We start from the raw sequence: 24,431 nt of genomic DNA, 5'->3' as shown, positions 1-24,431 counted from the left end.
CAGTGGGTCGCATACTAAGCGGTCGCTTGTCTTCCTGGGAACAGTGCGGCCGGCCGTCCCTCCGGGGGCCCGTGGCCGCCGCGCCGTGCGGCGGCCACGGCGCGGGTCAGCGCGGTCAGCGCGGTCAGCGCGGTCAGCGCGGTCAGCGCGGTCAGCGCGGTCAGCGCGGTCAGCGCGGTCAGCGCGGTCAGCGCGGGAACAGCTCGAAGGTGACGGCGGGCACGCCGCCGAACCGTCCGGCCGCCGCCCCGGCGCCGCCGGTGAGGAGGTTCCGGCAGTACGCCTCCGGCTCCTCGCCCGTCAGCGCCTCGATGTACGTGCGGTGCTCCAGCAGGGAGCGCACGGCGCGCTCCAGGCCGGGCCGCGCGTCGACGGCGTGGGTGGGGCGGGGGGACCCGGCGACGGCGACCCAGCGGACCCCGTCCCAGGGTTCGAGGCCCCGCTCGGCCAGTTCGGGGAAGATCCAGCGGTTGCCCGCGTCGGCGGCCGCGTCGAGGACGGCGCGACCCACGGCGACGTGGTCGGGGGTGTTCCAGGTGGCGCCGCCCCAGGTGTCGCGGTGGTTGAGCGTGATCACCAGCTCGGGGCGGTGGCGGCGGATCGCGGCGGCGACGTCCCGGCGCAGGCCGGTCCCGTACGCGACGACGCCGTCCTCGTGGCCGAGGAACTCCACCTCGCCGACGCCGACGACCGCCGCGCTCGCCCGCTGCTCCCGCTCGCGCAGCGGACCGCAGACGGCGGGCGCGAGGCCGTCGATCCCCGCCTCGCCGCGCGTGGCGAGCACGTACACCACCTCGCGCCCGGCGTCGGTCCAGCCGGCGACGGCCGCGGAGCAGCCGTACTCCAGGTCGTCGGGGTGCGCGACGACGGCGAGCGCCTTGCGCCAGTCCTCGGGCATCGGCCGGAGCGGGGCGGCCTCCCGGCGGTCCGCCGACGGGTTGTCCTGATCGCTCATGCGCGCAGGATACGGTCGGCCCGGCCGCGTACGGGTCTTCCCGCGCCGCCCCGCCGGCACGCCCCCGGCCGTGCCGGCGGGACGCCCGCGCCTCCCGGGTGCGCGGGCGGCGTCAGACCTCGCCGCGGGCCAGGGACAGGAGGCGGTCCAGGACCCGGGTGCCGCTCGCCCGCACGCCGTCGTGCTCGTACTCGTCCGTCACCCAGGTGCGCAGGCCGCGGACGGCGCGGGCGGTCTCCAGGGAGTGGGCCGTGTCGACGTACATGTCGTCGTGGTAGACGGCCGCGGCGACCGGCACGGTGTTCGCGGCGAGGCGCGCCGGATCGTACAGGGCGGGCCAGTCGGCGCGGGCGGCGAGCAGGTCGGCGGCCTCCCGCAGGGGCCGCAGGGCCGGGTCGGACTCGAAGTGCCAGGGGTGGACGGTCTCCCCGGTGAACAGGAGCGGGGCGTCGCCCGCGAGGGCGGCCATCGGGTCGAACTCCGGGAACTCCCCGCGCACCCGCTCGGCGGCCCAGCCGGTCGGGCCCTTCCCCTGGGCGTAGATGGCCTCGTGGAGGACGGCGTACAGCGGCCGGGACGCGAAGGAGAGCTGGGAGCGCACGGCCTCCAGGAACGTGTCGGACAGCGCGGCGCCGGAGGGGGTGGGGACGAAGGCGTCCTCCAGGAGGTAGTGCAACTGGTGGCTGCCGTCGCCGCCGCCGAGGAGGATGCCGAGGGACTGGAACGCCTCGACCGTCAGCCGGTACCCGTCCGGGAGGACGGCGGGGCGCTCGGCGAGGTGGGCGGCGATCCGGCGGGCCCGTTCGACGTCCTGCGGGTAGCGGTCGTAGTGCGCCTCGTTCTTGCGCCGGACGCGCGGGTACGCGGCGCGGTAGACGTCGTCGGCGGTGGCGTCGAGGGACGGCAGGCCGCCGGTGACGAGCACCGTGTCGAGGCCCTCGGGCGCGGTGGACAGGTAGTGGGTGGCGCAGAAGCCGCCGAAGCTCTGGCCGAGGACGGTCCACGGTGCGCCGCCGGTGAGGCGGCGGCGGATCAGTTCGCAGTCGCGCACGATGGAGTCGGCGCGGAAGTGGGCCAGGTAGCGGGCCTGGTCGGCCGGGCCGCCGCGCAGCGGCAGCGTCTGCCGGTTAGCCGGGGTGGACCGGCCGGTGCCGCGCTGGTCGAGGAGGAGCACGCGGTACTCCTGGACGGCGCGGGCCAGCCACGCCTGGTTGCCGGTGAAGCGGCGGGCCGCGCAGCCGGGGCCGCCCTCCAGGTACACCAGCCACGGCAGGCGGTCCGCGTCCGTGCGCCCGGCGGCGACGACTTCGCGTCCGTACACCTCGATCTGCTCGCCGGAGGGGTCGGCGTGGTCGAGGGGGACGGTGAAGTGGTGGTCGGTCAGGACGACGCCGGGCTGGCGGTAACGGGGCACTGCTCCTCCTGTCTGGTGCTCGTGGCGCGCCGGGGCGCGCGTGGGCGGCGCGCGGCCGGACGGTCGCGGCCCCCGCCCGCACAGTGGACCACAGCGGTCCGCGGCGGGCGGGGGCGGGTGGAGGCGGATGGAGACGGATGGGAGCGGATGGAGACCGGGAAGGGCCGGTCGGCGGGTCAGCCCGTCGGGAAGTCGTCCGGGGTCCGGATCCGGTCGCGGACCCACACCCCGGCGGGCTTCAGCGGCGCCGTGCCGGCCCAGGGGCCGTTGTTCGCGCAGGTGCCGGTCTTGAAGACGGCGCCGGTGCGGTGGTCGTCGGAGAAGTTCCAGTTGACCCAGCTGATCTTCTTCGCGGCCATCAGGTCGAGGTAGCGCTGCGCCATGGCGAAGTCGTCGTCGCCCTCGCCCGCGTAGTTCTGCGTGCCGAACTCGGTGACGAAGACGGGCAGCCTGTCGGCGGCGCGGGAGAGCGTGGCCAGGTACGCGTCGCGGTGCGAGGAGGCGTAGAAGTGGAACGTGTACATGATGTTGGCGGCGTTCACCGGGTTCGCCACGACCTCCGACTCGTCGGCGCCCTCGGAGACGCCCAGCGACGACCAGGCGCGGGTGCCGACGAGGACCGGGGTGTTCGGGTCGTGGGCGCGGATCACCGGGATCAGCTCCTCGGCGTAGCCCTTGATCCGGGACCAGCTCACGCCGCTGGGCTCGTTGGCGATCTCGTACAGCAGGTTCGTCTTGCCGCGGTGGCGCTGGGCGATCTCGGTGAAGAACGTCTTGGCGCGGCTGAGGTTGTGGTAAGGGTCGCCGGGGCTCAGCATGTGCCAGTCGACGATGGCGTACATCCCGCGCGCGGTGGCCTGTTCGATGACGGAGTGGACCAGGTCGGTGTACCTGCGCGGGTCGGTCTCGTAGCCGCCTTCCTGGACGTACAGGGAGACGCGCAGGACGTCGGCCCTCCAGTCGCCGGCGAGGGCGTCGAGGGAGCCGGGCGTGACGCACCGGCCGTACCACTGCAGGCCGTGCGTGGACATGCCGCGCAACTGGACGGGCTTGCCGTACTGGTTGCAGAGCTTCGTGCCGCAGACCTTCAGCCGGCCGTTGACGGCGGCCGGAGTGGTGGCGGCGGCCGGAGCGGTGGCGGCGGCGGTCGCGCCGTGGCCGGCGGAGCCGGTGCCGGTGGAACCGGTGCGACCTGACGCCACGGTGGCACCCGGGGCGGGCGCCCGCTCGGCCCCGTACGCCGTGGCGGGCGCGGGGGCGACGGGCGGGGCGGTCCGAGCGGCGGGCGCGGGGGCGGCGGGGGCCGCGGGGGCGGTGGTGAGCCCGAGGAACAGGGCGGTGGCGAGGGCGCCGGCGGCCGTGCCGAGCCCTCCTGTCCAGGTCCGTGCCGATCTCATGGGGCCTCCGATGCGGACGGGCTGAGAGCCGAGGACTGGAAGGAAACTTTCCTAACCAAGGGGTAGCAGCTCGCCCGACGGTCCCGCAAGGCCCCTGACGGAACCCCGGCCGGGGCGCGTAGGGTGCGCTCGTCCGTTTGCGATGATCAAGGAGGGTGCCCGATGGCACGTTTCGACCTTCCCCTCGACGAGCTGCGCGCCTACCGGAGTTCGTCCGTGGAGCCCGAGGACTTCGACGCGTTCTGGGCGAAGACCCTGGAGGAGGGCCGCTCCCACCCACTCGACGCGCGCTTCGAACCGGTCGACACGGGCCTCTCCACCGTGGACGTGCACGACGTCACCTTCGCCGGCTTCGGGGGCCACCCCGTCAAGGGCTGGTTGGTCATACCCGCCGGGACCACCGAACCGGTGCCGGTGGTCGTCGAGTTCGTCGGGTACGGCGGCGGGCGCGGCCTGCCGCACACCCACCTGCTGTGGGCGTCGGCCGGGTTCGCGCACTTCGTCATGGACACCCGGGGACAGGGCAGCGGCTGGGCGGGCGGGGACACCCCCGACCCGGTGGGCAGCGCCCCCTCCGTGCCCGGCTTCATGACCCGGGGCGTCGAGGACCCCGCGACGTACTACTACCGGCGGGTGTTCACCGACGCGGTGCGCGCCGTGGAGGCCGCCCGGTCGCACCCGCTGACGGACGCGTCGCGCACGGCGGCGATCGGGACGAGCCAGGGCGGCGGGATCTCCCTGGCCGTGGCCGGGCTCGTGCCGGACCTGGCGGCGGTCGCGCCCGACGTGCCGTTCCTGTGCGACTTCCCGCGCGCGACGACGGTGACGGACCGCCACCCGTACCGGGAGATCGGCCAGTACCTCAAGACCCACCGCGGGAAGGTCGAGCGGGTGGCGCGGACGCTCGCCTACTTCGACGGGGTGCACTTCGCGGCGCGCGCGACGGCGCCGGCGCTGTTCTCCGCCGCGCTGGAGGACCTGACGTGCCCGCCGTCGACGGTGTTCGCGGCGTTCAACGCGTACGCGCACGACGACAAGGGGATCGAGGTGTACGCCTTCAACGACCACGAGGGCGGCGAGGCGTACCAGCAGGCGGCGCAGCTCCGCTGGTTGCCGGGCAGGCTCACGGCCTGACCCGCCCGGCCGGCCGGACCCGCCGCCCGACCGCCCGGCACCCGACCGCCGGGGGCCCCGCCGCCCGGCACCCGACCGTCCGGCGCCCGGCCGACGGACCCGCCCCTCCCCCGGGCTTGACGGGGAGCCGCCCCGGACCTAGGTTCTCTCCGGCCGGAGAAAGCGCTTACTACATGTCTGGGGGGTGGGGGTGACGTCCCGTACGGACACCGTCCGCGTCGCCGTCGTCGGGACCGGGGCCATCGCCCGGCACAGCCATCTGCCGGCCCTCGCCGCGCTCGCGGCCGAGCAGCCGCTGGAGGTGGTGGCCGCGTGCGACGTGGACGCCGGGTCGGTCGCGGTGTTCTGCCGGGAGGGCGGCATCCCGCACGCGTACACGGACTACGACCTGATGCTGGCCGAACGCCGGCCGGACCTGGTCGTGCTGTGCACCCCGCCCCGCTTCCACCGCGACCAGACCGTCGCCGCGCTGCGCGCCGGGGCGTGGGTGTGGTGCGAGAAGCCGCCGTGCCCGTCGCTGGCCGACTTCGACGCGATGGAGGCGGCGGAGGGCGCGGGTCCCGGGCCCGGCCCGTACGCGGCGATCGTCTTCCAGCACCGGTTCGGGTCCGGCGCCCGGCACGTCGGGCGGCTGCTCGCCGAGGGCGCGCTGGGCCGGCCGCTGGTCGCCCACTGCCAGACCACCTGGTACCGCGACACCGAGTACTACGCGGTGCCCTGGCGCGGCCGCTGGGACACCGAGGGCGGCGGGACGTCCATGGGCCACGGCATCCACCAGATGGACCTGCTGCTGGACCTGCTCGGCCCGTGGGAGGAGATCCGCGCCATGGCCGGGCGGCTCGTCCACGACGTGGAGACGGAGGACGTGGCCACGGCGCTGGTCCGGTTCGCCGGCGGCGCGCTGGCCACGGTCGTCAACAGCGTGCTGAGCCCCGACGAGGTGAGCCGCGTCCGGATCGACTGCGAGCGCGCCACCGTCGAGCTGACCCACCTGTACGGGTACGGCAACGCCGACTGGCGCATCACCCCCGCCCCCGGCGTCGATCCGGCGGAGGCCGCCCGCTGGCGGGACTTCGGCCCCGACGAGCCCAGCTCCCACCTGGCGCAGTTGCGCGGCCTCCTCGCCGACCTGCGCGCCGGGCGCCGCCCCCGCAGCAGCGGCCCGGACGGCCGCAAGAGCCTCGAACTCGTCGCCGCCCTGTACAAGTCGGCGTTCACCGGGACGGCGGTACGGGCCGGGGACATCGGGCCGGGCGATCCGTTCTACGCGTCGCTGCACGGCGGCACCCCCGGCTGGGCCCCCCGATCCGCGCCCGCCGCCGAACCCGCGCCCGCCGCCACGGCGGTGCCCGTGCCCGCCCCGGCCGGCGGCACGGCGGCGGCCCACGAAGGGGCCGCGCGGTGAGCGGCACCCGGCCCCGGATCGTGCACGCGCACGGCGACCACGTGTCGGTCCTCGTCGGCGACGTCGAACTGATGCGGTACGTCTACCGGCCCGAGGCCGCCTGGGAGGCACCGAAGCCGTACGCGCACCCGCTGCGCACCCTCGCCGGGCACACCGTCACCGGGTACCGGCCCAACGACCACCGTTGGCACAAGGGCCTGCAGATGACGGCCTCGTACCTGTCCGGGCAGAACCTGTGGGGCGGCGACACGTACGTGCCGGGCGAGGGGTACGTCGCCCTGCCGGAGCGGGTCGGGTCCATGGCGCACCGGTCGTTCGACCGGTGCGACGAGCAGGACGGCCGGGTCACCGTCGAGGAACGGCTGACCTGGCACCCGTACGGCGGGGAGCTGTGGGCCGACGAACTGCGCCGGATCGAGGTCCACGACGTGGACCCGGCAGCCGGCTGCTGGGCGCTGACCTGGTCCTCGGCGGTGACCAACCGGCGTGCCGAGCCGCTGCGGTTCGGCAGCCCCACGACGCGGGGGCGCGAGATGGCCGGGTACACCGGACTGTTCTGGCGCGGCCCCCGGGCCTTCCGGGGCGGCGCGGTCGTCGGCCCGGACGCCGAGGGCGACGCGCTGATGGGGGCGCGGGCGGAGTGGCTCGCGTACACCGGGGAGCACGACGGGGCCGACGGGCACGCCACGCTCGTCTTCGCGCACGCCCCGGAGAACGACCACACCGGTGCGGGCGGCGCACACCCGGCGCACTGGTTCGTCCGCAGCGAGCCGTTCGCGGCGGTCGCGCCGTCGTTCGCGTTCCACCGCGAGCTGGTGCTGCCGCCCGGCGAGACCCTGGCCCGCCGCTACCGGGTCCTCGTCGCGGACGGGGCCTGGGACCGGACCCGGATCACCGCGCGCCTGGCGGCCCTGGCCTGGTGACGGAACCCGCCGCCCGGGCGGCGGGAGGCCGGTCCGGGAAGCGGGGCGGAGAGGCCCCCGGTGCCCGCGGTCCGGCGCGGGCACCCGCCGGGCGCGGCGAACGCGGACCGGCCGTCCGGTGGAAGGGCCCGTCACGACCCGCGCCCACCGCAGGGTCCACGCCGGTCGCCCCCGTGCGGCGGCGGCACCTGACGGAGCCGCGGCCGCACGGCTCCCGGTCCGGCCGCGGGGCCGCCCCGCCGGTGGCCTCCGCCCCGGGCGGCGGGTCCGGCGCCGCCCGGGGAGCCGGAGGCGTCCGCGGCGGCGGCCTCCGCGCCGCGGCCCCGCCGCGCGCGATCGTGGCCGCGGCCGCTCACCCGCCCGGTCGCCGGGGCTGCCGGTCTACGGTGGAGGCATGCGCGGGGAACCGGCGGTGACCCTCTTCCTCTGCGGCGACGTGATGCTCGGGCGCGGGGTCGACCAGATCCTGCCCCGCCCCGGTGACCCCACCCTGTGGGAGGATTACGTCGGCGACGCCCGCGCGTACGTGGCGCTCGCCGAGGCCGCGCACGGCCCCGTGCCGCGCCCCGCCGCCCCGTCCTGGCCGTGGGGCGTGGCGCTGCCGCTGCTCGACGAGGCGGCGCCGCAGGTGCGCGTGGTGAACCTGGAGACGGCCGTCACCCGCCGGGGCGCCCCGGAGCCGGGCAAGGCGGTGCACTACCGGATGGCGCCCGAGAACCTGCCGTCGCTGGCCGCCGCCCGGCCCGACGTCTGCGTGCTCGCCAACAACCACGTCCTGGACTTCGGCCGGCGGGGGCTGCTGGACACCCTCGACGCCCTGGCCGCGGCGGGGCTGCGGACGGCGGGCGCCGGCCGGGACCTCGCGGAGGCGCGCCGCCCCGCCGCCGTCCCCCTGCCCGGCGGGCGACGGGTGCTGGTGTTCGCGTGCGGGATGCCGTCGAGCGGCGTCCCCGAGGAGTGGGCGGCCGCGCCCGGCCGGCCCGGGGTGGACCTCGTGCCCGCCGCGACCGGGGCCGCCGCCGGGGACGTCGTACGCCGGGTGCGGGAGGCCCGGCGGCCCGGCGACCTCGTGGTGGTCTCCGTGCACTGGGGCTCCAACTGGGGGTACGGGGTGCCGGACGGCCAGGTGCGGTTCGCGCACGCGCTGGTCGACGGCGGGGTGGACGTGGTGCACGGCCACTCCTCGCACCACCCGCGCCCGCTGGAGGTGTACCGGGGCAAGCTGGTCCTGTACGGCTGCGGCGACCTCGTCGACGACTACGAGGGCATCACCGGGTACGAGGAGTACCGCGACGACCTGCGCCTGCTGTACTTCGCGGCGCTGGAGCCGGACACGGGCCGGCTGGCCTCGCTGCGGATGGCTCCCGTACGGGCGCGGCAACTGCGCCTGGAGCACGCGTCGGACGCCGAACGCGACTGGCTGCGGGCCACCCTGGACCGGGTGAGCCGCGGTTTCGGGGTGCGCGTGGTGGCCGGGCCCCGGGAGCGGGGCGGGTCGCTGCGGGCGGTGCCGGTCTGACCGGCCGCCCGGGCCCGCGCGACCCGCGCCGCCCCCGCGGGGAGCGGGCGGGGGCCGGTCCCCCGGGAGGGGACAATGGGCACGTCCGTACGCCCCGCCGGGCACCGCCCGCACCGCCCGTAGGAGACCGCCCGCCGTGTCCGCCCGCACCCCGCACACCGACCGAACCGACCTGCGGGCCGACTGCGCCAGCTGCTTCGGGCTCTGCTGTGTGGCACTGCCCTTCGCCAGGTCCGCCGACTTCGCCGCCGACAAGCCCGCCGGAACGCCCTGCGGAAACCTCGGCGACGGCTTCCGCTGCGGCATCCACGCGCGGCTGCGCGACAGCGGCTACCCGGGCTGCACGGTCTTCGACTGCTTCGGCGCCGGCCAGAAGGTGTCCCGGGTGACGTTCGGCGGCCGCGACTGGCGGGCCGAGCCGGACTCGGCGCGCACGATGTTCGCGGTGTTCCCCGTCATGCGGCAGCTGCACGAACTGCTGCGGTACGCGGCGGAGGCGCTGGACCTCGCGGCGGCGCGGCCCGTGCACCGGGAGCTTCGCCGCCGCCACGACGAGATCGACGCCCTGACCCGCGGCGGCGCGGAGGCCCTGCTGGCCCTGGACGTGCCGGCGCTGCGGGCGGAGGTGAACGTCCTGCTGCTGCGCGCCAGCGAGCTGGCCAGGGCCGGTGTGCCGGGGCGCCGCAAGGACCGCCGGGGCGCCGATCTGATGGGGGCGCGGCTGCGCGGCGCGAAGCTGCGGGGCGCCAGTCTGCGCGGCGCCTGCCTGATCGCCGCCGACCTGGCGGGGGCCGACCTGCGCGAGGCCGACCTGATCGGCGCGGACCTGCGGGACGCCGACCTGTCCGGCGCCGACCTGACGGGGGCGCTGTTCCTGACGCAGCCGCAGCTGACCGCCGCGCGGGGCGACGGCGCGACGAGGATCCCCGCCGCGCTGCGGCGCCCGGGGCACTGGGCGGCGTAGCACGGCGTGTCCCGGCCGTCCCGCGCGCCGCGCGGTGCACCGTGGACCGGGCAGATGTCCGGCACGCGGAAGACACATCCAGGAGGGCGCCATGCCGCGGAGCGGATCGGCTCGACCGTGGACGGACCGGTCCAGGCCGTCGTACAAGGCGCGGTACGCGCTGCGGCACCCGGAGCGGATCGTCCCGTACGTGCGGCGGGCGGGCCGCGACCTGTGGCTGCGGCTGCGCAGCGGCGGCGACCACGTGGCGTACTACCGGGCGGTGATGGCGAGCGACACGGCGCGCAGCCCGGAGGCGGCGGTGGGCGGCGGGCCGTCGCGGGAGCGGTGGCTGGCCGTCGGCCGGATGCAGTTCGACTACCTGGTGGAGCACGGGCTGCGCCCGCAGGACCGGATGCTGGAGATCGGGTGCGGCAACCTGCGGGCGGGGTGGCGGTTCATCGAGCACCTGGAGCCGGGGCACTACTACGGGATCGACATCTCGCCGGACATCCTGATCGAGGCGAAGAAGACGCTGGTGCGGTACGGGCTGCAGGACCGGATGCCGTACCTGACGCCGGTGGACGACCTGCGGCTGGACTTCCTGCCGGACGGCTGGTTCACGGTGGTGCACGCGCACAGCGTGTTCTCGCACTCGCCGCTGGAGGTGATCGACGAGTGCCTGGCGCACGTGGGGCGGGTGCTGGCGCCGGGCGGGTTCTTCGACTTCACCTTCGACCGCACGGAGGGGGCCGAACACCAGGTGCTGCGGGAGGACTTCTACTACCGGACCGAGACGCTGGTGCGGCTGGCGCGGAGGCACGGTCTGGAGGCGCGGTTCATGGAGGACTGGGAGCGGCTGCCGCACGGCCAGTCGAAGCTCCGGGTCACCCATCCGCAGCCGGACGCCGACCGGGCGGTCCGCTGAACCACCACCCCTCCGGCGTGCCCCGGCCGGGGCCTGGGCGCCGCCCGGCGGACGGGGTCACAGGCCGATGCAGCGGCGCAGGCCGGGCCGGTCGGTGCCGAGCTTGGTGAACACCGCCGACAGCAGCTCCGACACGGTCCGCTCGTCGCTGTCGAGGCGGTCGGCGATGGCCGCGTTGTCGAGGCCCTCCGCGGCGAGCAGGGAGACCGCCTCCTCCCGGGTGGTGAGGGTGTCCCGCTCGACGGGCAGCGGGCGCCGGGGCCGCAGGCCGGCGGCGGCGAGCTGGTCGCGGGCCCGGGTGACGAGGGTGTCCGCACCGCAGGCGGCGGCGGTCTCCATGCCGCGGTAGAGGCGCTGCGCGGCCTGGTCGAGGTCGCCGACGGAGCGCAGCGCCGTGCCGTGGTCGACCAGCGCGTGCGCCAGCTCGTACGCGGAGGGCGACTGCTCCAGGTGGTCGACGGCCTCGGCGAGCAGCGGGATCGCGCGGGCCGGCTCGGAGACCGCCGCGGCGACCCGCAGGGCCTGGCCGATCGCGCTGGCGGTGCCGAACCCGCGGGCCCGGGCGACGGCCTCGTCGGCGTGGCGCCGCGCCTCCTCGGGCCGGTGGCCGGCCAGGGCCAGGGCGAGGTCCAGCTGCCAGGGGCTCCAGGCCGGGTTGCGCGTGCCGCGCTGCTCGAGCCGGTCGCCGGCCGCCGTCAACTGCTGGACCGCCTCGTCGATCCTGCCGCAGGCCAGCAGGAGCTTGCCGCGGACGGCCTGCGGGTCGGGGTAGATGACGGTCTTGGGGAGGTCCTCGCCGAACCGGTAGCCGTCGGCGATCCGCTGGGCCGCGTCGATGCGGCCCCGGGCGAGGAGCGTCTCGACGAGGGTACCGATCGCGTACAGCTGGGCGGGGACGCCGCGGCCGACGCGGTCGGCGATCTGCAGTCCGCTGCGCACGAAGTCCTCGGCCTCCGCGAGCCGTCCGCGCCGGTAGCGGATGTAGCCGAGGAGCGTGTACGCGAAGGAGAGGTGGGCGCCGCGCCAGCCCTTCGCCTCGAACTCCGCGATGCCGTCGTGGAACAGCTCCTCGGCCCGGCCGGGCTGGTCGCAGTACACCAGCGTGAGGGCGACGACGGCCGGCACCTCGAAGCCGAAGTCCTGGTCGGTCCAGCTCATCCCGCCGCGCAGGGCCCGGTCGGCGTAGTGGAGGGACTGGGCGACGGGCTCGCCGCGCAGGACGACGTCCCAGGCGCGCAGGCCGAGGATGTGCCGTTCCGCGAGGTCGCGGCCGGTGAGGCGTCTGGCGAGCTGGGACAGCAGACGGGAGCGGCCGTGCGAGTCGTGCTCGGCGGCGTTGACCGCGTTCCACTTGAACTGCTCGGCCTGCATGCGCAGGCGCGTGCGGGCGCTGGTGGTGCGGTGGGCCTCCTCGGTGAGGAGGCCGGTGGCCTGGTCCATCTGGCCGGTGTGGACGAGAGCCTGGGCGAGCCGGTACGTGACGACCTCGCGCAGGTCCTGCCCGATCTTGGGTTCCTCCAGAGCGGCGCGCAGCTGGTTGACGGTGGTGGCGGGCTCGTGCGGCAGGTTGGCGGAGCCGAGTTCGAACAGGACCTGCGCGCGGTCCTCGATGTCCGGGGGTTCGCGCAGGGCGCGGGCGAGGTAGCGGCGGGCCGCGTCGGGCGCGCCCGCGGAGAAGCTGTCGCGGGCCGCGCGGCGGAGCTGCTGGACGACCCAGGGGTCGCCCTCCGGGTGCATCTCGAGCATGTGGCGGGCGGCGGCCGCGGCGCCGTGCCCCTCGTCGACGAGGGCCTGGGCGGCCACGCCGTGCATGCCGACGCGTACGCCGTGCGGTATCGACCGGTACACGGCGGTGGCGATCAGCGGGTGGTAGAACTCGACGACCCGCTCGCGCTTCAGGTTGGGCAGGACCGTCAGGATGCGGGCCGTGTCCAGCAGGTCGACGGCGTCGTCGAGTTGGGCGTCGCCGAGCGCGGCGACGGTCCCGACGATGCCGGCGGGGACGCCGCTGCCGACGACCGCGGCGGCCCAGGCGAGGCGGACGGCGGAGGGGCCGAGCTGTTCGAGGCGTTCTATGAGGCCGTTGCCCTTGACGGCGGAGGCGAGGTCGCGGAGTTGCGGGATGTTCTCCTCGCGCGGGACGAGGCCGCGGGCGTTGCCCTTCGCGGTGAGCTCGACGACCTCGAAGGGGTTGCCTCCGGTGATGGCCCAGCATTCGCGGCAGAACAGTTCGTCGGCGTGTTCCCCGAGGGTGGCGCGGACGATGCGGCTCACGGCGGCGGCGGTGAGCGGGGCCAGTTCGTGGGCGCGGGAGCGGTTGCGCGCGACGAGGTTGTGCAGGGGGAGGGCGTCGGACGGGAGTTCGTCGGGGCGGCATGCGACGGCGATCAGTATGCCGAGCTCCCCGGCGCGGGCGGCGAAGGCGATGAGCCAGGCGAGGGACTCGGAGTCGACCCAGTGGACGTCGTCGACGGTGAGGACGACGGGGCCGCTGCGTACGGAGAGGTTGGTGACGACCCAGTCCAGTCCGTCGCGGACGCCCTGCGGGTCGGGGTTGGCGTCGGGCTTGGGTGCGGACAGCCCCGTGGCCGGCGCGACGATGTCGTACCAGTCGCCGAGGATCTCGCGGCGTTCGTCCTCCGGCATGGCGGCGAAGGCGGGCTGGACGAGCTGGCGCATCACGTGGAACGGGACCTGGCGCTCCTGCTCGCCGCCGCGTGCGGAGAGCACGGTGCAGCCGCGGGCGGCGGCGGACCGGCGGAGGCGGGTGAGGAGCGTGGTCTTGCCCAGGCCCGCCGGTCCGGCGAACCCGATCACCCCGCCCTGCCGGGACGGGCGCCCGCCCTCGGAGGGCGTGCCGCACAGGTCGTCGAGCGCGCACTCGATGGTGAGGAGCTCGGACTCCCGTTCCAGCAGCGGGGTCGCGTCGCTTCCCCGCCGCCCTCCGGCCGTTGTCATGACTTGCCCCCTCCAGCACGTGCGGCCGAGTGTAGGCGCAAGGACACGGGAAGTTGCCGTGGATCACCATTCTTCCCGGAACACCGCCATTCGTACGGGGGTGGCGCTGTATCCTTCGCTGGCGTGTTCGCCCGGGCGGCGGTTCAGCGGCGCGGCACGGGGATCATGGGCAGCGCGTCGGGCAGCGGGATGCCGGCGGGGACCTCCTTCACGGTGGTGCCGGGGCGTGTGCCAGGCGCCGCCGCCGGGCCACGCTCGCCACGGCGGAGAGGATCTCCGCGACGGCGAAGGCGTCCCCGATGCGCGTGTGCCGGCCCGCGCCGAACGGGATGGAGCTGCCCGGGCGCGGCGGCATCCGGGACGGGTCGGCGTCGTTCCACCGTTCCGTGTCGAAGGCCGTGGGGTTCGGGAAGAGGTCCGGGTCGCGGTGGAGCGCGTAGGGGCTGTGGGCCGGTTCGGTGCCGGCGGGGATGTCGACGCCGCCCAGGGTGACCGGGGTGGGGGGGCCGCCGGGTGAACAGCAGGGGCGAGCGGAGCCGCGGGGACTCCTCGAAGACGCTCTTGGCGTACGTGAGCGAGGCGAGGTCCCCGGGGCGTACGGGGCGGTCGCCGACGACCGTGTCGACCTCGGCGTGGAGGCGCTCCTCCACATCCGGGTGGCGGGCGAGTTCGTGGAAGATCCAGGAGAGGGTGGTGGAGGCCGTCTCCGTGCCGCCGAACAGGAGGGTGACGAGTTCGTCGCGGACCTGTTCGGCGCTCATCGTGCCGCCGGTCTCCGGGTCGGTGCCGGTCGGCAGCAGCGGGACGAGGTCGTCGTGGCCGCGCTCCCCGGGGCCGCACCCGGCGACGACCTCGTCGACGATGGCGCGCAGGCGGGTGGCGGCGCCGTGAAGCGCCGGTTCAGGGGGACGGGCAGGCGGTCGAACGCCTTGGGCATGACGGTGCGGACGAGCGTGCCCTCCAGGACGATCGGGAAGGACCGGTGGACCTCCCGGACGGCGGGCCGGTCCACGTCGCCGGAGAAGGTCATCCCGGCGACGGCGGAGAGGGCGGACCGGCGCATCTCCCGGTCCACGCGGACCTCCCGGCCGGGGGTCCAGGAGGCGGCCACGGCGTCCGCCTCGCGGCACATCAGCTCGGCGTACCGGGAGAGGCGGTCGCGCCGGAAGGCCGGTTGCAGGGGCCGGCGCCGCCTTCGGTGGAGCGCCCCGTCGGTGGTGGCGGTGCCGTTGCCGAAGAGGGGGCGCAGCTTCTCGAAGATTCTGCCGCGCCCGAACACATGGGCCTCGCCGACGAGGACGGCGTGGATGAGGTCCGGGTCGGTCAGGACGTCAGGGGCCAGCCGCCGAGGTCGATACGGACGACGTGGACGACGCGGACGACGCCGCGGAGCGACTCGAGGAACGCGATCGGTCCCCGCGACGTCGGAGAGCGTGGCCGACGACGGGCAGCCGGCCGGGCGCCACGCGCGCGCCGCCGGCCGCGCGCGGGCGGCCGGGTAACGCCGCGCGGCCGGTGGGCGTACGGGTCGTGGGACGCCGTCTCATCCCACGGTGACCAGGTCCGGGCGCGTGTACGCGGCTTCGCGCCCCGCGGCGAACCGCTCGTCGCGGTACCGCGTGCAGTCGTGGCGCTGCCAGAGGTCGGCGCCGATCATCCAGTCCTCGTAGCTGCGGACGCGGCGTTCCACGGCGGCGCGGGCGACGGGGTCGGTGACGCCGAGGGCGTCCAGGGCGCGGGGCAGGTCGCGGGCGGCGGCGAGGAAGTCCTCGACGCGGGCGCGGATGCGCTCCTCGACGGCCCGTACGGCCTCGGGCAGGGTGAGGCCGTGCCCGTCGGCGAGGAGGACGGCGAGATTGTTGGTGTCGCCGCAGGAGTACTCCTTGGGGAGCGAGAAGACGTCGTTGCCCCAGGAGATGACGTCGATGGCGCTCCAGGCGAGCTCCGTGAGGGCGGGGCTCGCGTCGACCTCGTCGGGGACCTCGATGCCCTGGGCGGCCTCCACCATGTCCATCATGGGCAGGAGTTGGGAGCTGTGGCGGCGGGTCAGGACGTAGTCCTCGACGGCGGGGCGGTGTCCGGGGCGCCGGTTGGCGGCTTCCTCGTCGAGGGAGCGCAGCATGCGCGGGACGTGGCGGCGGTAACGGCCCTGGAGCAAGGGGGGCATTCCGGCCAGAACGCGGTCGCACAGTTCGGCGAAGGAGGACACCAGCGGGTTGTCGCGGGCGGGTTCCGGCGCGTCGGCCGGCCCGCCGCCGACGTGGCGCGTGATGGCGTCGGAGAGGGGCTTCCAGTCGTCGAGGCGGCCGGACCTGATGAGGTGGTCGTGCTGGTCGTCGAGGACGAACGACCAGGCCATCCACTCGGCCAGCAGGACCAGTTCCCCGGAGGAGGCGCCGCGGCTGACGCGGGCGGCGAGGTGACCGAAGCCGATGCCCGCGAACTGCTCGGCCGCTTCCGCCTCGACCAGGCCCCGGTCGACGGCCCAGGCGGTCGCCTCGGCGTTGGCGCGGTCACCCCCCGGTTCCTTGGAGCCCTCGAAGGGGAGGTGGAACTCCGGGACGGTGAAAGGGTCGAGATGGGGCATTGATCTCCCTCCGGAGAAGATCCCGGTCCGCATTTCCCCGTCCACCCGCTCCCGGCGGACACCGGATTCGAGCCTGCGACCGGGGGCCGTCTCGCCGTGACGTACCGTGCTCACTCCGGCCGCAGGGCGGCCCGTTTCCCGAGCGGGCGGGAACGACGAGCCGCACTTTGAAGCCATTCGCGCCCATTAACCCGTACGGTGATCGGCACTGTCAACACGATCCGGTCCGTACGCCCCGGCCCTCCGCCCATGCCGGTGGGGCGTTCGGGAGGGCGTGCGCGGCGGCTGCGGTTCGCCCGGTTCGGTGGTGGTTTCGGGGCCCGGGGCCGGGCGGCACCCGGGCGGTGCGCCCGTACGCCCGCGGGCCCGGCCGACCGGCTCCCGGCGGCCACGACGCGGGCGGCGAGGACCGGGTACCGCCACCGCGCGTCCACCTGACGGACCTCGACCCGCGCCTTCAGGACAAGAGCCGGTCGCAGAGGTGACCTGTAACTGTCGGGCCGGGGCCGTCCCCCGGCGCTCCCGTCCGCGTTCCCCTCCCCGCGGAAGGAGAGGAGGAGGGCACGTGTCCCCCGTACCCCGCCCGTCGCGGCGCACCGCCCCGCGCGCCACCACCGCCACCGCGGTCGTCGCGGTCGTCTCGGGCGCTGCGGTCGTCGCGGGCGTGCGGTCCGGCACCGGCGCTGTCCACCGACGACGGCGGCACCGGGGCGGCGGGGCCGCGCCCTCCCGCGTCCGCTGCGGCGACGCGTACGTCAACGCCCCCCTGGCCGGCCGGTGCTTCCGCGGGACGCACGGCGGCGCTCCGGGCGGCGGCCGGCCCGTACGGCTCCGGCAGCACCGGCGTACCGGGCCGCCGCCGGGGCCCGGGCCCGGGACGCGGCCGGTGTGGGCGGCGGTTCGCCTCCGCTCCCCCGCGGTACCGGCGCGCCCGCGCGCCCCGGTACCGTGGGGCTCCCCGCCGAGGGAGGTGAAAGGGGTGTCCACCGACGGGACGTGGAGCATCGGGGAGCTCGCCGAGCGCGCGGGCGCCACCGTGAAGGCCGTGCGGTTCTACTCGGACCTGGGGCTGCTGCCGGAGACCTCGCGCAGCGCCGGCGGCCACCGCCGGTACGGCCCGGAGGCGCTCGACCGGCTGCGGCTGATCCGGTCGCTGCGCGGCCTCGACCTCCCCGTCGCGGAGGTCGGCCGGGTCCTGGACCGGGAGGACGCCCTGGAGGACGTCATCGCGGGCCAGTTGCGCGAACTGGGCTCCCGGATGGCGGCGCTGCGCTGGCGGGAGGCCGCCCTGCGGCTGCTGCGGGACTGTCCGGCAAAGGAGCGCGCCGACCGGTTGCGGCTGATCGGGACGCTGGACGCACCGCCCAGTACGGCTCCGGTGGCGCGCTTCCTGCGGCGGGTGCTGCCGCCGCGGCTGCCGGCCCGGCTGCTCTCGTCGATCACCGACTCGGCGGTGCCGCCGCCGCCCGAGGACCCGACTCCCGCGCAGGTCCTGGCCTTCGCCCGGCTGAACGCCCTGGCGACGGACGCCACCGGCGCGGTCAGCGTGTGCCGGCCGGTCGCGAGCGCCCCGGGCGGGACGTGCCGTCCGGCGGTGCTGTACGACGGGCTCGTCGAGGCGTTCGCGCTGGCGGCGCCCGACGTGCGGGCACGGCGCGGACCCTCCGAGGGGGAGGCGCTCGACTGCTTCGTGGCCGCCCACGCCGCGATGCGCGACACCCGCGACACCCCGGAGTTCCGGCGGCGGCTGAGCCGTTTCCTCGACGAGGTCGCCCACCCCCACATCGACCGCTTCTGGCAGCTCACCGCCGAGGCGACCGCCTCCCCGGAGCCGACGTTCGGCGCCGTGGACGACTGGCTGCGCGCCGCGCTGGCCCGGCAGGTCGCCGAAGCGGACCGCTGACGCACCGGCACCGCGGGCCGACCGCAAGCCGCTTTCCGGCCACGGGGGAACGACCGGGCACCGGGGTGCCGAACGGCCCGCGTCGAAACGGCACTTCCCTCGACGCGCCCCCGGATGAGATCTTGCGCGTCGACCACTTCTTCACCCCGGCCGGCACCACCCGTGCCGCCGGGCCTTCGGAGGACACATGCTTCCCCACATATCCGCCGGGCTCAGGCGCTCGGCCGCCGTCGCCGCCCTCGGCGCGGCCGTCGCCCTCGCGGTCCCCGCGGCCCCCGCCGCGGCCACCCCGCGGACCCCGGCAGCCGCGCCGGCCACCACGGCGGCCAACGCGGCGGGCCCGGCCGGCACCTGGGCCGCGGGCACCCGCGCGTACCTGGTGATCACCGCTCCGGGAGACACCTCGGCCGTCCGCGCCGCCGTCACCGGCAACGGCGGTACGGTCTTCGCGCACCACGACGCGATCGGCGTCGTCGTCGCCCACTCCACGTCCACCGCCTTCGCCGCCAGGATGCGCGGCGTCGCCGGCGTGCAGCACGTCGGCGCGACCCGCACCTCGGACGTGCCGGCCGACGCGTACGCCCCGGCCCTCCCGACCGCCCCGGCGCAGAGCCCGACGACGCTCACCGAGTCCAACCGCTGGGACATGACCCAGATCAAGGCGGACCAGGCGTGGGCGGTGACCACCGGCTCCGCCGCCGTCAAGGTCGGCGTCCTGGACACCGGCGTCGACGACCTCCACCAGGACATCGCGCCCAACTTCAACGCCGCCGACTCGGTCTCCTGCGCCTACGGCAGGCCCGACACCCGCCCCGGCGCCTGGCGCGACGTGGACACCCACGGCACGCACGTCGCGGGGACGATCGCCGCCGCGAAGAACGGCAAGGGCGTCGTCGGCGTCGCACCGGGCGTGCGGATCTCCTCGGTCCGCATCGCGGAGCCGGGCACCGCGCTGTTCTACGCCGAGAACACCATCTGCGGGTTCATGTGGGCCGGCGACCACGGCTTCAAGGTCACCAACAACAGCTACTACACCGACCCGTGGATGTTCAACTGCCCGGACGACCCGGACCAGGCCGCCATCATCGAGGGCGTCCGGCGGGCCCAGGCGTACGCCGAGGGCAAGGGCTCCCTCCAGGTCGCCGCCGCCGGCAACTCCTCCTACGACCTGGCGAACAAGACCACCGACACGTCGAGCCCCAACGACTCGACCCCGGTGAGCCGCCGCATCACCAACGCGTGCGTCGACATCCCGACCGAACTGCCGGGGGTCGTCACGGTCTCCGCCATGGGCCGCGGCAACGTGAAGGCGTCGTACTCCAACTTCGGCCGCGACGTCATCGACATCGCCGCGCCGGGCGGTGACGGCTCGTCCGGCATCTACTCCACGCTGCCGGGCGGGACGTACGGCAACATGAACGGCACGTCGATGGCGTCGCCGCACGTGGCCGGTGTCGCCGCGCTGATGGCGAGCGCCGACCCCTCCCTCACCCCGGCGGACCTGCGGGCCCGGTTGGCGTCGCAGGCCACCGACACCGCCTGCCCGGCCGACAGCCGCTGCACCGGCACGACCGCGAACAACGGGTTCTTCGGCGAGGGCCAGACCGACGCGCTGAAGGCGGTCACCGGCGGGACGACGCCGCCCGCGCCGGGCAGGTACTTCGAGAACCCGGCCGACGTGGCCGTCGCCGACAACGCCACGGTGGAGAGCCCGATCACCGTCACCGGCCTCGACGGCAGCGCACCGGCCGCCCTGAAGGTGGGCGTGGACATCAAGCACACCTACCGCGGCGACCTGGTCGTCTCGCTGGTGGCCCCCGACGGGACGGTGTACCCGCTGGAGGACTTCGCCAACGGCGACAGCGGCGACGACGTGGTGAAGACGTACACGGTCGACGCCTCCGCGGAGACCGCGGCCGGCACGTGGAAGCTCCGCGTCCGGGACGTCGCGACGCGGGACACCGGCAGGATCGACGCCTGGAACCTCACCTTCTAGGCCCTCCCTGCGGCGGACCGCGCCTCCGGGCGCTTTCAGCGGGCGTCGAGGGGACGGTCGTGCGCGGGCGTGGAGCGCCGAGCGCGTCCGTCCCCCGGTACCCGCCGCCCCTTCGGCTCCCCGAGCCGGCCGCCGGCCTGCCGGCCCGGCCGGCGTCCGGCGGTCGGGGGCGCGCCGGGCACCGGCCGTCCGCCGGCTACTCCTCGTAGTCCTCGCGCTTGACGCCCGCCTCCTCCATCGCCTCGCGCAGGGAGCGGCCGGTGCCGCCGGGCTGCCGTTCCCGCTGGTCGTCCGTGTCGGTGGACTCGATGACATCGTCCGTGGTGGTGGTCTTCGGCCGGTTCTCCTCGGGCACGGTCACCTCGATCCCTCCTCCGTGCGTCGGATCCTGTACGTCGCCCGGCGGGTACCCGGGAGGCCCGGCGGGATGCCTCCGACCGGGCGGCGCCTCCCCACCGGGCACCGGACGCACGGCGAACCCGCCGCGGCCGTCGAACCGGACCTCCAGCACGGCGTCGAACCCGTCGGAGCGCGACGGGGCGCGCAACCGGCCGAGCGTGGCGTAGAGGCCCACTTCCGGTACCCGCTCCCGGCCCCGCCGCGCGGCGTTGCGGCGCAGCGAACCGGCCACGTCCGGCGGGAACCAGTAGGCCGTGGCGGTCGCGCCGTGGGCGCGGGCCGCCGCCAGCAGGGGACCCCACTCCTCGGAGGACGGGTTGGTGTTGTCGACCGCCACCGGCCGGCCCGCGGCCAGGGCCTCCTCGACGAGGGCCATCTGCCGCCGCTGCTTGTTCCGGGCGCCGCGCGGGAACAGGTCCTTGCCGACCAGGACGTACCGGTCGGCGAGGCACTGCCGGTAGAACGTCGACTTCCCGGACGCCTGCAGCCCGACCAGGACCGCCACGTCCGGCACTCCTTCCCGCACGTCCGGCACTCCTTCCCGCTCCCGCACGGCGTGCCTCCTCCCCGGGTCGTCCGGCCGCACCGGTGTCGTCCGCGTACCACCAGCATGACCGCGTCGCCGCCCACCGCGGCGGGCGGGGCGGACGGTGCCCGTGGGGCGGCGAGCCGATGCGCGGATCCGGCGGGGGCGGGGGGGAGTGGAGGTGGGCGGGCGCGGGTACTCCGTCCCGCGTTCGCCCGACCGTCGAGAGGGTTCCGGAGGCCGACGTGCACACCAAGGACCTGGTCGTGGTCATCACCGGGGCGTCCAGCGGGATCGGCAGGGCGACCGCGCTGGAGTTCGCCCGGCACGGCGCCGCGCTGGTGCTCGCCGCGCGCGGGACGGAGGCGTTGGAGGCGGTAGCCCGCGAGTGCCGCGCCCACCGGGGCGCCCGGGCGGTCGTCCAGCCGGTCGACGTGGCGGACGAGGCGGCCGTCGCGGAGCTCGCCCGGCGCGCGGTACGGGAGTACGGGCGCGTCGACGTGTGGGTGAACGCGGCGGCGGTCGCCGTGTTCGGCGCCGTGGAGGACGTACCGGCCGACGAGGTGCGCCGCGTGCTCGACGTGAACGTCCTGGGGTGCGTCAACGGGGCGCGGGCGGTGCTGCCGGTGATGCGGCGCCGGGGCGCGGGCGTCCTGGTCGACGTGGCGTCGGTGCTGGGCCTGGTCTCGTCGCCGTACAACGGCGCGTACACGATGTCGAAGCACGCGCTGCTGGCCTTCGACGCCACGCTGCGGCAGGAGCTGCGGCTGGCGGGCGAGCGGGGCGTCCACGTGTGCACGGTGCTCCCGGCCACCGTCGACACGCCGTTCTTCCAGCACCTGGCCAACCGCACCGGCCGCAGGGTGCGGGCCATGCCGCCGATCTACACGCCGCGCCGCGTGGCCCGGGCGATCGTGGGCGCCGTGCGCAGGCCGCGGCGCGAGGTCTTCGTGGGCGTGTCGACGCGGTCGCTGCGGCTGCTCGCGGCGGCCGCCCCGGGCGCGTTGGAGGGGGTGCTGGCGGTGAAGGTCGACCGCACCCACTTCGTGCGGGGCGAGAGCGCCCCGCACGACGACGGGACCCTCTTCGCGCCGCCGCCGGGGCCGGGCACCGTGGGAGGCGGCTGGCACGGCACGGTCCGCACGGCGGGTCGGCGTGCCGGCGCGGCGGCGGCGGTCGCGGTGACGGCGGCCGGGGTGGTGCGGCGGGCCCGCCACTGAAGGCGGTTCGGGCCGCTGAGGCGGTTCGGGCGGGTGGCACCCCCGCTCCCCGGCATCCCACTTCGCGGGATCCCCCTCTCCGCCGTCCGGCCGGACCCGGAGAGGGGGGCCCGTCAGCGGCGGGGGGTGAGGAGCCGCTGCCCCGTCGTGAACAGCGCCGACACGGACGCCCCGCTGGTCCGCAGCGCCGCCCGCGCCGCGTTGGCGCCGGGCGCGCCGTGCACGCCGCCGCCCGGGTGGGCGGAGGCGGACGCCAGGTAGAGGCCCCGTACCGGCGTCTCGGGGCGGCCGGTGCCCGGTACGGGGCGGAACACCAGTTGCTGGTGGAGCGCGGACGTGCCGCCGTTGATGGCGCCGTCCCGGAGGTTGGCGTCCATGGCCTCCATCGTGGGCGGCGCCAGGACGCGGCGGGCCCGCACCGCCGCGCGGAAGCCGGGCGCGTACCGCTCGACGACCGCCTCCATGCGGTCCGCCATCCGCTGCCGGTCGTCCTGCGTCCACGCGCCGGTGATGCCGTCCGGGCCCGCGTCGCCCGCGACGGTGCGCGGGACGTGGGTGTACGCCCACGCCGACTCGGTGCCGGCGGGCGAGCGGGACGGGTCGGCGGTGGTCATCTGGCCCATGACCATGAACGGCCGGTCCGGGACGAGGCGCCTGGCGATCTGGGCGGCGAAGCGGGTGAGTTCGTCGACGCCGTCCGCGAGGTGCACGGTCCCGGCGCGGGCCGGCCCCTCCGCGGCCCAGGGGACGGGCCGGTCCAGGGCCCAGTCGACCTTCACCGTCCCGAAGTCCCACTGGAAGCGTCGCATGTCGTCGCGGAGCCGGTCGGGCAGGTGGTCCCAGGCGACGAGCCCGCCGTACAGGGCGGGTGCCGGCACGTCGGCGAGGACGGCGCGGCGCGCCGCGACGGTCTCCCCGTCGGCGGTGCGCACGCCGCGCGCCCGGCCGCCGCGCACCGTCACCTCGGTGACGCGTCGCCCGCAGCGGACGGTGCCGCCCCGGTCGACGAGGCGGCGGACCAGGGCTTCGGTGAGGGCGTCCGCCCCGCCGGAGGGGACGGGGAAGCCGAAGCTCTGGCCGAGCATGCACATCAGCCAGCCGAAGCCGCCGCCGAGCGCCGTCTCGGGCGTCAGGTCGGCGTGCAGGGCGTTCCCGGCGAGCAGCAGCCGCCCGCCGTCCCCGGCGAAGGTCTCCTCGCCCAGCCGCCGCGCCGGCAGCAGGGCCGTGCGGACGAGGCGCAGCCCGTCGGCGGCGCCCAGCCGGGCGGCGAGCCGCAGGCCGGGCAGCACCGGCGGGAACGGCGTGAACAGGGCGCTCAGCGCGTCGGCGCGGACGCGGTCCCAGAGGTCGTACAGGCCCTGCCAGGCGGCGCCGTCACCGGGTGCGAAGGACTCCAGTCCGGCGGCGGTGCGCTCCGGGTCGCGTTCGAGCACGGCGCAGCGGCCGTCGAGCAGCGGGTGGGCGACGACGGCCGGGGCGTGGCTCCAGCGCAGGCCCCACTCGTGGAGGCGCAGGGAGCGGATGACCGGGGAGGCGGCGGTGAGCGGGTAGAACGAGCTGAACAGGTCGCTGACGTGGTCGGGGTCGACGCCGCGGTCGCTGCGCACGGCACCGCCCGGCTCGTCCTGGGCCTCCAGGACCTCCACCGTCCAGCCGCGGTCGGCGAGCAGGTTGGCGGCGACCAGGCCGTTGGGCCCGGCCCCCACGACGACGGCGTCGGGCATGGCAGGTCTCCTCCCGCGTTCGGCGGCGGCGGTCAGGCCGCGGCGGTGTGCGCGCCCTCGACGACTTCGGCGAGGCGGCGCAGCATGCGGCGGTGGCGGAGCTGGATGGCCGCTTCGAGGACCACGTTGTGCAGCCGCGCGCCCGGGCCGCGCAGGGGGTGCTCGTCGACGATGACGAGGGTGCCCTCGCCCCAGGGGATGATCTCGACGGCGACGCGGGCGGTGCCGGCGGGTCCGCTCTCGACCTCCAGTTCCAGCCGGTTCGGCGGCTCCAGGCGGCGGACCACGGTGGAGCCCTCGAAACGGACCGGACCGAGCGCGACGGTGTACTGGAGGGAGGCGCCCACCTCGGGCCAGGTGCCGTACAGGGGGTGGGTCTCCTCGGTGCCGACGACCCATTCGGCGTACTTGTCGGGGTCGCTGAGGACCTCCCACACCGCCGATGGCGGGCTCTGTATGAGGTGGTGCCGTACAGCCATGCCAGTTCCTCCGGGGCCGGG

19 protein-coding genes and 1 pseudogene are annotated in these 24,431 nt (G+C 76.0%); 9 read left to right on the top strand and 11 right to left on the bottom strand.

Translation table 11 applies throughout. The annotated features are described in order from the left end of the window. Nucleotides 1–187: 187 nt before the first annotated feature. From RND61_RS24145 to RND61_RS24135, 3 genes are all read right to left on the bottom strand, one after another. Nucleotides 188–955: a PIG-L deacetylase family protein gene (locus RND61_RS24145; protein WP_315880174.1), complete on the bottom strand. Its 768-nt coding sequence runs from the start codon at nt 953–955 to the stop codon at nt 188–190. Nucleotides 956–1,067: 112 nt separating this feature from the next. Further along, nucleotides 1,068–2,369, bottom strand: coding sequence for an alpha/beta fold hydrolase (locus RND61_RS24140; RefSeq protein ID WP_315880173.1), 1,302 nt, complete (start codon nt 2,367–2,369; stop codon nt 1,068–1,070). Between the two features lie 176 nt (nt 2,370–2,545). Further along, a complete protein-coding gene (locus tag RND61_RS24135; RefSeq protein WP_315880172.1) occupies nt 2,546–3,766 on the bottom strand; it encodes a glycoside hydrolase family 5 protein in 1,221 nt (406 codons plus the stop codon). Between the two features lie 162 nt (nt 3,767–3,928). Between RND61_RS24135 and RND61_RS24130 the strand changes: the two genes are divergently transcribed. The 6 genes from RND61_RS24130 to RND61_RS24105 all read left to right on the top strand — a co-directional run bounded on the left by RND61_RS24130 (nt 3,929) and on the right by RND61_RS24105 (nt 10,618). Further along, nucleotides 3,929–4,900 carry an acetylxylan esterase gene (locus RND61_RS24130; protein WP_315880171.1) on the top strand — a complete coding sequence of 324 codons (972 nt, stop codon included), beginning with the start codon at nt 3,929–3,931 and terminating at the stop codon, nt 4,898–4,900. A gap of 190 nt (nt 4,901–5,090) precedes the next feature. Beyond that, nucleotides 5,091–6,305, top strand: a complete 1,215-nt coding sequence (locus tag RND61_RS24125; RefSeq protein ID WP_315880170.1) for a Gfo/Idh/MocA family protein — start codon at nt 5,091–5,093, stop codon at nt 6,303–6,305. Further along, nucleotides 6,302–7,228, top strand: a complete 927-nt coding sequence (locus tag RND61_RS24120; RefSeq protein WP_315880169.1) for a DUF6807 domain-containing protein — start codon at nt 6,302–6,304, stop codon at nt 7,226–7,228. Before RND61_RS24125 ends, RND61_RS24120 begins: the two co-directional genes overlap by 4 nt. Nucleotides 7,229–7,622: 394 nt before the next feature. Next, nucleotides 7,623–8,747 carry a CapA family protein gene (locus RND61_RS24115; RefSeq protein WP_315880168.1) on the top strand — a complete coding sequence of 375 codons (1,125 nt, stop codon included), beginning with the start codon at nt 7,623–7,625 and terminating at the stop codon, nt 8,745–8,747. A gap of 136 nt (nt 8,748–8,883) precedes the next feature. Further along, complete coding sequence (locus tag RND61_RS24110) at nt 8,884–9,711, top strand: pentapeptide repeat-containing protein (protein WP_315880167.1); 828 nt, start codon at nt 8,884–8,886, stop codon at nt 9,709–9,711. Between the two features lie 91 nt (nt 9,712–9,802). Beyond that, nucleotides 9,803–10,618, top strand: a complete 816-nt coding sequence (locus RND61_RS24105; RefSeq protein ID WP_315880166.1) for a class I SAM-dependent methyltransferase — start codon at nt 9,803–9,805, stop codon at nt 10,616–10,618. Between the two features lie 57 nt (nt 10,619–10,675). Here RND61_RS24105 and RND61_RS24100 read toward each other — a convergent pair whose 3' ends face one another. From RND61_RS24100 to RND61_RS24090, 5 genes and pseudogenes are all read right to left on the bottom strand, one after another. Further along, on the bottom strand, nt 10,676–13,576 hold the full coding sequence (locus RND61_RS24100; protein WP_315880165.1) for an ATP-binding protein: 2,901 nt from the start codon (nt 13,574–13,576) through the stop codon (nt 10,676–10,678). Between the two features lie 208 nt (nt 13,577–13,784). Then, on the bottom strand, nt 13,785–14,228 hold the full coding sequence (locus tag RND61_RS32750; protein ID WP_391654024.1) for a cytochrome P450: 444 nt from the start codon (nt 14,226–14,228) through the stop codon (nt 13,785–13,787). After that, nucleotides 14,155–14,337: pseudogene (locus RND61_RS32745) on the bottom strand (cytochrome P450); the annotation flags it as partial. The gene RND61_RS32750 and the pseudogene RND61_RS32745, both read right to left, overlap by 74 nt. Next, nucleotides 14,334–14,855, bottom strand: a complete 522-nt coding sequence (locus RND61_RS24095; RefSeq protein WP_315880164.1) for a hypothetical protein — start codon at nt 14,853–14,855, stop codon at nt 14,334–14,336. The gene RND61_RS24095 and the pseudogene RND61_RS32745, both read right to left, overlap by 4 nt. A gap of 264 nt (nt 14,856–15,119) precedes the next feature. Further along, nucleotides 15,120–16,163, bottom strand: a complete 1,044-nt coding sequence (locus RND61_RS24090) for a terpene synthase family protein (RefSeq protein ID WP_315880163.1) — start codon at nt 16,161–16,163, stop codon at nt 15,120–15,122. A gap of 979 nt (nt 16,164–17,142) precedes the next feature. On the opposite strand from RND61_RS24090, the gene RND61_RS24085 reads away from it, so the two are divergent. Both RND61_RS24085 and RND61_RS24080 read left to right on the top strand, forming a co-directional pair. Next, nucleotides 17,143–18,066: a helix-turn-helix domain-containing protein gene (locus tag RND61_RS24085; protein WP_315880162.1), complete on the top strand. Its 924-nt coding sequence runs from the start codon at nt 17,143–17,145 to the stop codon at nt 18,064–18,066. 187 nt (nt 18,067–18,253) lie between these two features. Further along, nucleotides 18,254–20,062, top strand: a complete 1,809-nt coding sequence (locus RND61_RS24080; RefSeq protein ID WP_315880161.1) for a S8 family serine peptidase — start codon at nt 18,254–18,256, stop codon at nt 20,060–20,062. A 196-nt stretch (nt 20,063–20,258) separates the two neighbouring features. Here the strand turns inward: RND61_RS24080 and RND61_RS24075 are convergent, their stop codons facing one another. Next, nucleotides 20,259–21,014 (bottom strand): AAA family ATPase, encoded by a 756-nt coding sequence (locus RND61_RS24075; protein ID WP_315880160.1) that lies wholly within the window; start codon nt 21,012–21,014, stop codon nt 20,259–20,261. A gap of 218 nt (nt 21,015–21,232) precedes the next feature. Between RND61_RS24075 and RND61_RS24070 the strand changes: the two genes are divergently transcribed. Next, nucleotides 21,233–22,207, top strand: a complete 975-nt coding sequence (locus RND61_RS24070; protein ID WP_315880159.1) for an SDR family oxidoreductase — start codon at nt 21,233–21,235, stop codon at nt 22,205–22,207. Nucleotides 22,208–22,320: 113 nt separating this feature from the next. On the opposite strand, the gene RND61_RS24065 is transcribed toward RND61_RS24070, so the two are convergent. Both RND61_RS24065 and RND61_RS24060 read right to left on the bottom strand, forming a co-directional pair. After that, the gene (locus RND61_RS24065; RefSeq protein WP_315880158.1) at nt 22,321–23,931 is read right to left on the bottom strand and encodes a phytoene desaturase family protein; all 1,611 of its coding nucleotides are present in this window, start codon (nt 23,929–23,931) and stop codon (nt 22,321–22,323) included. A 32-nt stretch (nt 23,932–23,963) separates the two neighbouring features. Beyond that, the gene (locus tag RND61_RS24060) at nt 23,964–24,410 is read right to left on the bottom strand and encodes an SRPBCC family protein (RefSeq protein WP_315880157.1); all 447 of its coding nucleotides are present in this window, start codon (nt 24,408–24,410) and stop codon (nt 23,964–23,966) included. Nucleotides 24,411–24,431: the final 21 nt, after the last annotated feature.

This window comes from Streptomyces tamarix (assembly GCF_032423885.1).
Taxonomy (GTDB): Bacteria; Actinomycetota; Actinomycetes; order Streptomycetales; family Streptomycetaceae; genus Streptomyces; species Streptomyces tamarix.
The sequence above is the reverse complement of the archived record's forward strand: the minus strand, read 5'-3'. Positions and strand labels throughout refer to the sequence as shown.